Here is an 11709-nt window from a genome sequence, read left to right as displayed (position 1 = left end):
GGAGTGAGAGCAGTGGCGAATCCATTCGAGGACCAAGACGGCGTGTACCTGGTGCTTGTCAACGCTGAGGGACAGCACTCGTTGTGGCCCGCCGCCATCGCCGTGCCCAACGGCTGGACCGTAGTACACGGCGAAGCCGGACGAGAGGACTGCCTGGAGTACGTGAAACGGAACTGGACGGACATGCGGCCCAAGTCCCTGGTCGAGGCGACAACCTCTTGAGGACCCCTCGGACCTGAAACCAGCACGCGCGGAAAGGGACGCAATGAGCGATGTAGAGGCCTCCGAAAAAACAAGACGCCGAAGCAAACGCAGAAGGCTGCTGACCAACCGAAACTTCACCTGCCTATTGGCCGCCCGTCTTGGCTCCAGCATGGCCAACGGCTTCCTGCCGGTCGCGGAGAGCTTCGGTATCCTTCACACCACTGGTTCCGCCAGTGATCTCGGCCTTGTCCTCGGAGTTCAGGCGGCGGTCTCACTCGCCTTGTCGCTGTTTGCCGGCGTCGCGGCGGACCGCTTTCCGCGTGCCGCTCTGCTCATCGTCTCGTCGATCGTACGCCTGACCGCGGCGGCGACCTTGGCGGTAGGGCTCCTCACCGATACCGCGACCCTCGCCTGGTTCTTCGCGCTTGCCGTCGTATATGGCGGCGCCGACGCGCTGTTCGGCCCGGCCAGCATGGCGATCATGCCGGACATCGTTGCGCGAGAAGACCTGGACGAGGCCAATGCGCTGGTCGGCGCCTTTTCCTCACTGGCTTGGACGGTGGCCCCCGCGGCGGCAGGATTCGTCGTGGCGGCATACGGTTCGGGAGCCGCTTTCCTGGTGGAGAGCGTACTGATGGCCTTCATCACCCTCTGCCTCGTATTCGCCAAGATCCCCGCCCGGCGCGAAGCCGAACCGGAGCACGAAGGCGGGACAGTCACGCAGCTGAAGCAAGGCTGGCGGGAGTTTCAGAAGCGCCCCTGGCTCTGGCTGCTCACCTTGCAGTGGACGTTGTTCTCGATGGTTTTGCTGGCTCCCCTCGCGGTCCTCGGCCCGCTGGTGGCCGACACCCACCTGGGCGGCCCCGCGGCCTGGGGTGTCATCGGCACCTGCATGACCATCGGCGTGCTCTGCGCGGAGTTCACCTCCTCGCGGATCAAGCCGAAGCGACCGGTGGTCTTCATAGCGTGGCTGCCACCGCTGATCGTCTTCGAGGCGTTGGCCCTCGGTTCCGGCGTACCGACGGTGGTGGTGGCGGGTGCCGCGGTGCTCTCCGGCTGCGCGATCGGTTTGCAAGGAGTGTTCTTCCAGACCCTCATGCAGCGAGCCGTACCGAGCAAGGTACTCGGCCGGGTGGCCGCCTTCGACCTGATGGCCTCGGAGATCGCCCAACCGGTCGGCTTCGCCGTGGCCGGCCCCCTGGGCATCTTGTTCGGCCTGCGCCCGGTGCTGGTGGGCTGTGCGGTGCTCGCGGTCGTGGGCACGGCACTGTTCGCCCTTGCCCTGACCAAGGTCGAGCCACCGGAGCTACAGGCGCAGACCGGACCGCACGTGCCGGACAGCGGCAATGAGGCGACGGTCGGCTGAGCGGTGCTCGACTGCGGACAAGCCTTTGACGAAGCCGGACCACCGCGGCACGAAGGAATCAGGAAGATGATCTACAAGGACAGATTGGCCATACCCGGCCCGACCCTGCTGCCGCCCGCGGTCATCGCGGCGGCGACGCATCCCATGGTCGACGAGCGCACCGTGGACTTCGCACGCACCTTCACCCGCATCATCGACGGGCTCAGGCAGGTGCTCGGCACCAAGGGGGATGTGCTGGTCTTCACCTCAAGCACCACCGGTGCGTTCGAGAGCGCGGTGCAAAACCTCTTCAGTCCAGGGGACAAGGTACTCGTGGTCGACAACGGTGCCTTCGGAAGGCGCTGGGTGGAGCTGTGCCGCGCTTACGGCCTCGAGACCGTCGTGCTCGACGTCGCGCCGGGTGGCGAGCCGGACCCCGCCGTTGTCGAAGCCCGTCTGGAGGCCGACCCGCGGATCGCCGCGGCGATTGTCGTGCACTGCGAGACCTCCACAGGCGTCGTCACCGACCTTGAGGCTTTCGGGCGAGCGACACGCAACGTGCTGACGATCGTGGACTCGGCCTCCGGGGTCGGCGGCTGCGAAATGCAGGCCGACGCCTGGGGATTGGACGTCGTGGTCAGCGGGACTCAGAAGGCGCTGATGGCGCCGCCAGGGGTCTCCTTCGTCTCGGTCAGTGAGCGCGCCTGGCGCCGGCACGCCGAGGCCAGGAACCCACGGTTCTACTTCGACTGGACGATCGCGCGTGACAGCCTGAGTGACTCCATCCCGCGTACCCCCTGGACGCCGGCGGTCGGCGTGCTGCTCCAGTTGTCCGCGGCGCTGGAACAGGTATTGGCTGAAGGCATGGAGCGGCGCCAGCGGCGGCACGCGGAGCTCGGCCGGATGGCCAGAGCGGGCTTGCGCGGCCTCGGACTCCGGCTGCTGACCCCGGAAGTGGCGCGCAACGGCATCGTGACGGCCGCGTTCACACCACCCGGAGTGGGCGCGCAAGCCGTCGTCGACGCGGTGGTCGAGCACACCGGGGTCCAGCTGACCACCGGCAACGGAGAACTGGCCGACCAAGTCGTGCGGATCGGTCACTGCGGTCACGTCGACCCGCTCGACCTGGTCACCGTGCTGGCCGCACTCGAAACCGGGTTCGCGGCCCTCGGCGCCCCGGTGCTGCCGGGCAGCGGCGTTGCACCCGTGGTGCAGCTGATGGCAGAGCAGGCTGCCGCCGCCGCGGGCCCCTTGACGTCGATGCCGTCCAACCCTGAGGAGTCCGCCGCGTGAACGCCGACGTCCGATCAGTGCGCGACGACGCGCCGAAGCTCATCCCGAGCCTGCTCGAACAGCACGCGAGGGCGACGCCTCACGCCCCGGCCACCGAGGACGCACAGCGGACGCTGACCTACGCCGAACTCGCCGCCGAAGCCGAGCACATGGCGGCGCGCCTGGCGGAGGCGGGCGTGCTTCCCGGAGATCGCGTCGGCGTCATGATGCGTCACTCCGCCGACCTGCTCGTCGCGATTCTCGGCGTGCTGCGCGCGGGAGCGGCCTACGTGCCCATCGACCCGGACTACCCCGACCAGCGCAAGAGTTTCCTCGCGGCGGACTCCGGCATCAGGATTCTCATCGTGGACGCGGCGTATGAGGGGCCGACCGGCTCGCCCGTCACGACGCTCGCCCCGGACCGAGGGCGCTTGGCTCCCCGTCCGGACGCCCCCGCAGCCGCGCCGGACGAGCTGGCCTGCGTGATCTACACCTCGGGTTCCACCGGAACGCCCAAGGGCGTCATGATCACCCATCTCGGCCTGGCGAACCTCGCGGCCGCCGCGAGCGCCGAGTTCGGCATGGGGCCGCGTGATCGCTACCTGATGCTGGCCGCCGCCGCGTTCTCCGCCGCACTCGAGGAGCTGTTCCCCCCACTCGTGCGGGGCGGGACCAGCGTGTTCCCGGCCGACCGGGTCGCGCTCTCCCCCGTGGGGGCCCTGCTCGACTTCCTCACTGCGCACGACGTCACGCTGCTGGAGATGCAGACCGCGCACTGGCACCTGCTGGTCCACCACCTCGTGGACACCGGCGGGACACTTCCCCCGTCACTGCGCCTGGTCGTCATGGGCGGAGACCGCGCCATGCCCGAAGCCGTCCGGCAGTGGAACCGCTTCCGCCTCCCCCTGGTGCACGTCTACGGACCGACCGAGACCACCGCGACCGCGTCGTACTGGAGCGTGCCGCCCGGACAGACACCAAAGGACGGGGTGCTGTCCATGGGCGATGCCATCGCCGGAACCCGCATGTTCGTCGTCGACGAGCGGCTCGAACTCGTTCCCGCGGATACCGAGGGCGAGCTGCTCGTCGGCGGCGACTCGCTGGCACGTGGGTACCTGGGCAGGCCCGACGTCACCGCGGAGAAGTTCGTCGCCGACCGCTACTCGGGGATTCCGGGGGCTAGGCTATACCGCACCGGCGATCGGGTACGCCGTCTTCCCGACGGCCGGCTGCAATTCCTCGGACGCCGCGACCAGCAGGTCAAGGTGCGTGGCTATCGCGTCGAACCGGGCGAGATCGAGGCCGCGCTCGACCGGCACCCAGCGGTGTGTCAAGCCCTGGTCACGACCGGTCGGGACACGTCGGGTGAGCAGCGTCTGATCGGCTACGTGACTGCTGACCGGGACACGCTGAGCGTCGGTGAGCTGCGTTCCTTCCTCGCCGACGAACTGCCGACCCATCTGATCCCCTCAGCGCTGATCCGGCTGGACGAGTTCCCGCTGACGACGCATCGGAAGATCGACCACGCGATGCTCCCGCAGCCACCGAAGCGCCGACCCGACCTGCCCACCGAGTTCGTGCCGCCGGCAGGCGAGATCGAGCGGCGCATCGGCACCGTCGCGGCGGAACTCCTGGGACTCGACGAGATCGGCGTGCTCGACAACCTGCTCGACCTGGGCGGGGATTCGCTGTTCATGTTGCGGCTGATCAGCTGGATCCGTAAACACCTGGGTACCAGCCTCGGTCCGCGCGAGGTCTTCGCCGCGTACACGGTACGGGGAGTGGCAGCGCTGGCCGGCGCGACGGCGGACGTCACGGCGGTGGGCAACCCGGGCAGTGGCCGGTGACCATGCTTCCCGACCTGCCCGTGGCAGTGCTTCCGCAGCCGGCACCCGCCGATCTCATGACAGCGCTGCACGATTCAGGCGTACGACTGACTCCGCTGGGCCAAGCCCAGGGCCTGATCTGGACCGGCGAGCAGCCCTCGGAGCTGGCAGCCGCACTGAAGCGCGCGCCGTCGGTGCGCTGGGTTCAACTGGCGAGCAGCGGCGTCGAAAGCTACCTGCCGCTCATGGATGAGCGGATCCGCTGGAGCCGGGCCGTGGGCGTCCAGTCCGAGCTGGTGGCCGAGCACGCCCTCATGCTCGCGCTGACCGTGCTGCGTCAGGGCACTGCCTCCGTGCGGGCCGGCGCCTGGCTGCCGCGCCCCGCCATCGGGCTGACCAACGCCGAGGTCCTTGTGGTGGGCGGCGGCGGGGTCGCCCGGGCACTGCTCGCACTGCTGCGCCCGTTCAAGGTCCGCCCCAAGGTGGTGTGCCGCAGCGGCGCCCCGATGGCGGGCGCCGAGGTCGGCACGCCCGATCGCCTCGACGCATGGCTGCCCGAGGCCCGTGTGGTCTTCCTCGCGGCGCCGCTGACCGCCGACACGGCCGGGCTGATCGACGAAGCCGGACTCAAGTCCATGCGGCGGGACGCGTGCCTGGTGAACGTGGCGCGCGGCGGGCTCGTCGTCACCGATGACCTCGTTCGCGCGCTGACCTCCGGGTGGATCGCCGGCGCCGGCCTGGACGTCACAGACCCCGAGCCGCTTCCTCCCGAGCACCCGCTGTGGTCCCTTCCCACCTGTGTGATCACCGCGCACTGCGCCGGCGATCTGGACCACGCACTCGAACCCTTCGTCGACCTGGTCCAACGCAACATTCGTCGACTGGCGGACGGCCTCGAGCCGATCGGCCTGGTCGACCGGGAACTCGGTTACTAGCCGACAGTCAGGAAGAGCGGATCACGATGACCGAGTCAACCACCACTCCGCAGGCCACCCACCCGACCGGAGCACCCATGGGCAACCGACAGACCGAGCGGCTCTCCCTCCTCCAGGAACAGATCTGGATCGCCGAACAACTCGCCCCGGGCCGCAGCGTCTATGGAATACCCATGGTGATCCGACTCCGTGGCGTGCTGGACACGGAACTCGCCGCACGCTGCGTGAGCGAGATCGTGCGCCGGCACGAGGTGCTGCGCTCCCGGGTGGGAGAGGAAAACGGTGAGCTGTACCTCGTCACAGATCCGCCGCGGCCCTTCACGCTGCCTGTGTTCGACTTCCGCTCCCGCCCCGACGACTGGCGTGAGTTCGTCGAGACCGCCGCTCGCGAGCCCTTCGACCTCGTGCACGGCCCACTGCTGCGGGCTGCTGCGCTCCGTCTTGAGGATGACGCCTACGCATTGTTCCTCAACTTGCACCACATCGTTGCGGACGGTTGGTCGCTGCGTCTGTTCTGGACCGAGTTCACCGCGCTCTACACCGCATGGCACGCGGGCGATGAGCCCGACCTGCCCGACCTCACCCTTCAGTACCGCGACTTCGCGGCCGAACAGCGGCGCCTCACCGAGGACGGCGGGTACGACGACGCGCTCGACGCGTGGGCCCGGGAACTGGCCGGCGCGACGACGACCCTCACACTGCCGGTCGATCAAAGTTCACGAGCGGCCCGGGAGTACCGGGGGGACGAGTTCACGACAGTGGTGCCAGAGCGGCTCCGGGCCGATGCCTACGCCTGCGCCAAGCGGCTCGGGGTCACGCCGTTCGCAATGCTCGGCGGTATCTGGGGCGTGCTGCTGGCCCGCTACACCCGTCAGGACGACCTGCTGATCGGAACGCCTCTGGCCGGCCGGACCCGGCCCGAGTACCAGTCGCTCATCGGGCTGTTCGCCAACACCATGCCGCTGCGACTGCGGCTGGACGCGGACGTGCCCTTCGCCTCGCTGGTCCGCGAACTCCAGCTGAGTACGTTCGACGCGCTCGCCTCGCAGGACGCGCCCTTCACCGAGCTGGTCAAACGGGTCGACGCCCAACGCACCTCGCATGAGACCCCGCTCTTCCAGACTGCGTACTCCTTCGAGCAGTCCACGGAGTTCGAGGCCACGCTGCCGGGCTGCGCGGTGACAGAACTGTACGAGTTGTCCAACGGCGGGGCCCGGCTCCGGCTCGGTCTCGGCGCCGTGGACGCGCTGGGGGAGCTGAGCCTTCAGTTCGAATACGACAGGGAGCTGTTCGGCCTGGGCACCATCGAGGCCATGGCCGAGAGCTACCTGGCGCTGCTCGGCGAGGCCGCGTCCCACCCCGAGCTCCCGCTGGGAGCGCTCCGCACGTCGACCGACGCCGAGCCCGACCGGAAGCTGACCGGCCGTCCCGTACCGGAAATCGAGCCCGCCACCCTGCACACGCTGTTCGAGCGACGGGCCCGACAGAGCCCGGATGCGCCCGCGATCGAGCGCGAAGACGGCACTCAGATCAGTTACGCACAGCTCAACAGCCAGGCCAACCGGCTCGCGCGGCACCTGCGCCAGCTGGGCCTTCGCACCGGCGAGCGGGTCGCGCTCGCCTTGCCCCACGGCTCCTCCTGGCCGTCCGCCGTGCTCGCCGTGCTGAAGGCGGGCGGGGCCTACGTCCCGGTCGCCCCGGACGCCCCCGACAACCGCAAGACCCACATCCTCGCCGAAACCGCGCCCCGCCTGGTGCTCACGGTCGCGGACCTCGCCAAGGACTTTGCCGAGGACTTCGCCGGGCCCCACCAGGTCCTCGCCCTCGACGATCCGGCGGTTGCCTCCTCGATCGAGGCCCAGACCGACGCGGATCTGGAGGACACCGTCGTGACAACCCGTCAGGTCGCGTACGTCCCGTTCACCTCCGGCTCGACGGGAGTGCCCAAGGGCACCCTCGTCACCCACGCCAACCTGACCGCGTTCACCCGAGCCGCGGTGGACACATTCGAGTTGGGCCCGGCAGACAGGATGCTGCAGCTCGCCGCGATGACCTTCGACGTACATGTCGAGGAGTTCTTCCCCACCTGGCTGGCCGGTGGCTGCGTCGTCTTCTTCGACGGCGTGCTCGGCCGGACCGGCCCGGAGCAACTGCTGCACCTCCTGGGAGAGCGCGAGATCACGATATGTGAACTCCCCACCGCCTACTGGATCGAAGTAGTGCGCCTGATCGACCCGGCTGCCGTCCCCCTCCCGCGCACCTTGCGGCGCCTGCTGGTCGGCGGCGAACGCGCGCCGATCGAGGTCTACCAGCGCTGGTTGGACTTCGGGATTCCGCTCACCAACGTCTATGGACTCACCGAAACGGCGGTGACCAGCACGACCTACGAGCCCGGTGCCGACTTCGACCGCGAGGCGCTGCCCATCGGACGCCCCATGCCGCACGCCGCCGTCTACGTGCTCGACACATGGCTCGCACCGGTGGGACGCGGCGTGCCAGGAGAGATCTACCTGGCCGGCCCCGGCGTCTCGGACGGCTTTCTCAACCGGCCAGAGCAGACCGCCGAGCGCTTCGTGGCGGACCCGTTCGCGGCCGAGCCGGGCGCACGCATGTACCGCACCGGCGACCAGGGCCGCTGGACCAGCGAAGGCGACCTCGAATTCCTCGGCCGCGTGGACCGTCAGCTCAAACTGCGCGGCCATCGGGTCGAGCTCGCCGAGATCGAATCGGTACTCGACGGCCACCCGGACGTGGCGAGCAGCCTGGTCGTGCCTCGACGCACTGAGGCCGGACCAGCGGCCGAGCTGGAGCTGATCGCGTTCCTGACCGGTGCGTACGCCGACGAGGCAGCAGTAGCGGCGTACGTTCGTACCCAGCTTCCCCCACACCTGGTTCCGGCTCACATCTCAATAGTCGAACGGTTCCCGCTCACCGCGCACGGTAAGGTCGACCAGGCAGCCCTGCTCGCACTGCACAGCCGCGAGCATGTGGTCCTCCCCGAGGAAGCGCTGGCCGGCGAACTCGAAGCCAAGGTCGCGGAGGTCTACTGTGCGGTACTCAAGGTGCCGACGATCGACCTGCGGACGGACATCTTCGCGCTGGGTTTCCACTCGCTGGCCGCGCTGCGGCTCGTCTCCCGCCTCAAGAGCGTGTTCACGGTGCAAGTCCCGATCGCCGAGTTCTTCGCGGACTCCTCGGTCACCAACGCCGCCCGGCTGATCGTGGCGGCGGGGGCCGACCAACCAGTCGGCTGACTGGGCCCATTCGAGTGCTCGTGTGAGTTGCGGGACAGCCCTGAGCTCGACGCCTGCGAGTCGTGCCTGTTCATCCTTGCGGGGAAGGTGGACTACCCGATTGTTCGGCTGTGGCGGGTGCTGCACGTCGCCCGCCCCTCCTCCTATCACTACGCGTGGCGTGACGGCGAAGCCGCCCGCCGTGCCCGGCAGACCGCCGAGGACGCGCTCGCGCACGAGATCACGGTGCTGCACGTCGCCTCCCGCCGCACCTACGGTGCTCCGCGCACCCACGCCGAACTGCGGCGTTCGGGGCGGCGGGTGAACCGCAAGCGCGCCGCTGGCGTGATACGCGAGCGCGACATCCGATGCGTCACCCGGCGTAAGTGCCACTCGTTGCCCCGGCCCGACAAAAGGGCGAAGCCGAGCCCTGACCTGATCGACCGCGACCCTACGGCCGGGCAATCGCGTCCTCAACCCGGCCGTGACAACGGCCTCTTCCAACTCCCCCTCAACCTATGCGATCTGCGGGGGGGCGCGCGTAGGCACTGCTCTCCTCGGCGAGGCCGCGCCGTTGGCCTTTGGGGGTTTTTCTGTTCGCGTGGCGGGCTTCTCCACGAGCTCGGTCCGGAACGCCCGCGCTGCGCCCTGGCCGAGGGCCCCCGCCCTCGCTGGAGCGAGCGTGCTCATTGTCACTGCGGCCCGCGCCTGCGGTGGTTCCCCGGCACCCTTGTGCGCGACGACGTCTTCGTCCGCGCCGCCCCCAGGAAGTCACCGTTCCACAGGGTGAAACGCCCTGAAGTAAAGGAACGAGTGGGGCAGTGGCGCCCTGGGGGATTTGGTGGGGCCTACGGTGTGTCGCCCAGCTGCCCAACGGCCCATGCGGGAAATGGCCGCCTTTGTCTAGTTCGAGTCGGTGAGCGGGTAGTTGCTGTCCGTGACCACAGCTTGCCAACTAGCCTGCGGCACTTTCGCCAACTACGGGGCGTCACGCCTACCTGACCAGCGACTACCCGCGCCATCCCTTGCCACTACCCATCCTGCCTCGCCGGCGATGGCTCGGCCATTCAGCAGCGCCACGGCGGGCCTTGGAAGCTGGCCTGGCGGCTGGCGGTCACCTTCGCCTGCACAGAGCACCGGTCCTTCCTGCGCACCACCTGTCCCGCATGCGAGCTGCCGGCCCCAAGGATCCGTGGCAACTCACGCAGTCTGATGGTTGAGCCGCACGCCGATCCCCTGTACCCATCCCAGTGCCACAACGTCACTGACCCCGAGCAGGGCCCCTGCGGCGCCCTGCTCGACACCGCCCATCTCACCGACCACGACAACCCCTCGGGCGACCTGCTCAACCTGCAGCACCGACTCCTGCGCGCCCGCCCCTACGGCACCAGCAGCTCACTGGACTCACTGGTCGGCCACAACCAGGGCGCATCTGCGGAATTCGGGACGCGGCTATGTGCTCGCACCAACACCTCTGATGTGCCTGTGGTGTCGGCAGGTGGGACGGATGAGCGGCCCCCGGCATCCGAACAGCCCGAAGGCTGGGCAGGGCTGGCTGCCCGAGGCACCGCGAACCCGTCCTCCTAAGGGGAGTAGCCAGTGGCGCAAGGGCGCTCCAGCAACGATCGGGGAGCTTGTCTCCTCAACCTCGGTGGGGAGGGCCCGAGATGGGCACATGCCGCAGTTGCTCCCGCGCCCGGTGGCCGCGAGCGATACGTGGTGCTACGGAGTTGCTGGGGCGTCCCTCCAGGTGACCTTTCCTTGGATCTGTGGGGTGTCGCTCTGACCGGGCGGCAACTCAGCCACAATCATGCCTTCGATCTGGCCACCGGCAGGCATCTCGCCGAGGCGGCAGGTGATCTTCTCCGCTGTGCCCTCGCAGGGTGCGGTGAGCATGACGGGCACCGTGGGCGTGACGCGGTGGGTGATCACCACGTCGGCTGCGGCGCTCTCCTGGTTGGTAACCGTCCAGTGCCAGGTGATGCGCTGTCCGTCCCTGTCGGGTTCGGTGTAGGTCAGCTCTACTGGGGCCTGGGCAGTGCCGGGCGCCCGTGTCACCTCCGCTCCGGCCACCCCGGGCACCGCCACTGCGATGGCAGGCATCGCCAGGGCCAGCAACGTAGCCAGCATCAATTTACGCATGGGCGTGGACCTCTCCTGGGGCATATCAGCCGGATGGCATGCGGGTCAACGAGCCGGGCCCCCCGAGGAAACGATCTAGCTCGGGGCATCCTGTTAGGACCCGCCGTTCGCCATAGAGAGCGCTGCGATACCGGGTGTTGCCCGCGAGCGCCCTCCATGCCAACATCGCCTGCGCCAGGACCGAAGGCGTCGGCAGCCCAGGCCCCCCCAGAGCAAACCGGCTCGCTACCCCAGAACCATCTGTGGATGCCGAGGGCTAGCGGAGGTCGATGGCCCGTAGTGGGCCGGGCGAATCGGAACTGGGAGTAAGCGGCGGCACTCACTAGCTTCTATCCGGCCAAATGGGCTGCGATGACCACCGGCCGTAATCGACAGCGCAGGCCACTCTCGGGAGCGCCCTCCCTGCTCCCCATCGATCCCACAAGTCCCCTAGCACCGACCCCTGCCGCCTATGCAGCGGCTACCAAGATCCGGACCAGCTCCGGACCAGCCCCCACGCGAAAGGGTTACAGAGCATCGTTTTCCCAGGTCAGCCGGGGTGCACTTGGTGTACCACCAGCAGACGAAGAACCTCCTGGTGTCGTACTCGGCGAAGAAGCCCGGCTTCTTCTAGACGCACGAAAAACGGCGCCTGAACTGGGCTTTTACCCGTCAGGCGCCTTTCGCCCGGCCCGCTCAGAGCGGGGCCCGGTTTATGCCATACCTCCCATTTCCTCCGACCGTTATCCCGCTTCTGACCAGCACTTCCGGAC

The 11709-nt window shown here is 68.7% G+C and carries 8 protein-coding genes; 7 read left to right on the top strand and 1 reads right to left on the bottom strand.

Annotation, left to right across the window (positions count from 1 at the left end; genetic code table 11):
- Positions 1-12 precede the first annotated feature (12 nt).
- The 7 genes from ACZ7LU_RS09270 (at position 13) to ACZ7LU_RS09240 (ending at position 9817) form a co-directional block, all read left to right on the top strand.
- Complete coding sequence (locus ACZ7LU_RS09270) at positions 13-222, top strand: MbtH family NRPS accessory protein (protein ID WP_161237201.1); 210 nt, start codon at positions 13-15, stop codon at positions 220-222.
- A 43-nt stretch (positions 223-265) separates the two neighbouring features.
- Positions 266-1570 carry an MFS transporter gene (locus ACZ7LU_RS09265; RefSeq protein ID WP_471146076.1) on the top strand — a complete coding sequence of 435 codons (1305 nt, stop codon included), beginning with the start codon at positions 266-268 and terminating at the stop codon, positions 1568-1570.
- Between the two features lie 66 nt (positions 1571-1636).
- On the top strand, positions 1637-2842 hold the full coding sequence (locus tag ACZ7LU_RS09260; protein WP_471146078.1) for a pyridoxal-phosphate-dependent aminotransferase family protein: 1206 nt from the start codon (positions 1637-1639) through the stop codon (positions 2840-2842).
- A complete protein-coding gene (locus tag ACZ7LU_RS09255; protein WP_471916225.1) occupies positions 2839-4668 on the top strand; it encodes a non-ribosomal peptide synthetase in 1830 nt (609 codons plus the stop codon). Before ACZ7LU_RS09260 ends, ACZ7LU_RS09255 begins: the two co-directional genes overlap by 4 nt.
- 2 nt (positions 4669-4670) lie before the next feature.
- A complete protein-coding gene (locus ACZ7LU_RS09250; RefSeq protein WP_471146724.1) occupies positions 4671-5582 on the top strand; it encodes an NAD(P)-dependent oxidoreductase in 912 nt (303 codons plus the stop codon).
- Between the two features lie 26 nt (positions 5583-5608).
- The gene (locus ACZ7LU_RS09245; RefSeq protein ID WP_471916224.1) at positions 5609-8836 is read left to right on the top strand and encodes a non-ribosomal peptide synthetase; all 3228 of its coding nucleotides are present in this window, start codon (positions 5609-5611) and stop codon (positions 8834-8836) included.
- Positions 8837-8923: 87 nt separating this feature from the next.
- Entirely contained in the window at positions 8924-9817 is an 894-nt protein-coding gene (locus ACZ7LU_RS09240) for an IS3 family transposase (protein ID WP_471916223.1), read from the top strand.
- A gap of 720 nt (positions 9818-10537) precedes the next feature.
- On the opposite strand, the gene ACZ7LU_RS09235 is transcribed toward ACZ7LU_RS09240, so the two are convergent.
- Positions 10538-10957, bottom strand: a complete 420-nt coding sequence (locus ACZ7LU_RS09235; RefSeq protein WP_471916222.1) for a hypothetical protein — start codon at positions 10955-10957, stop codon at positions 10538-10540.
- Between the last annotated feature and the right edge of the window lie 752 nt (positions 10958-11709).

The organism is Streptomyces sp. NPDC039462 (assembly GCF_055639375.1).
Note: the sequence above shows the minus strand (reverse complement) of the source record. Positions and strands in the feature narration are given on the sequence as shown.

What these genes read in the sequence shown, in the direction of transcription:
- ACZ7LU_RS09265 (WP_471146076.1), top strand. Translation starts at nt 266, where the DNA reads ATGAGCGATGTAGAGGCCTCCGAAAAAACAAGACGCCGAAGCAAACGC.
- ACZ7LU_RS09260 (WP_471146078.1), top strand. Translation starts at nt 1,637, where the DNA reads ATGATCTACAAGGACAGATTGGCCATACCCGGCCCGACCCTGCTGCCG.
- ACZ7LU_RS09250 (WP_471146724.1), top strand. Translation starts at nt 4,671, where the DNA reads ATGCTTCCCGACCTGCCCGTGGCAGTGCTTCCGCAGCCGGCACCCGCC.
- ACZ7LU_RS09245 (WP_471916224.1), top strand. Translation starts at nt 5,609, where the DNA reads ATGACCGAGTCAACCACCACTCCGCAGGCCACCCACCCGACCGGAGCA.
- ACZ7LU_RS09235 (WP_471916222.1), bottom strand. Translation starts at nt 10,957, where the DNA reads ATGCGTAAATTGATGCTGGCTACGTTGCTGGCCCTGGCGATGCCTGCC.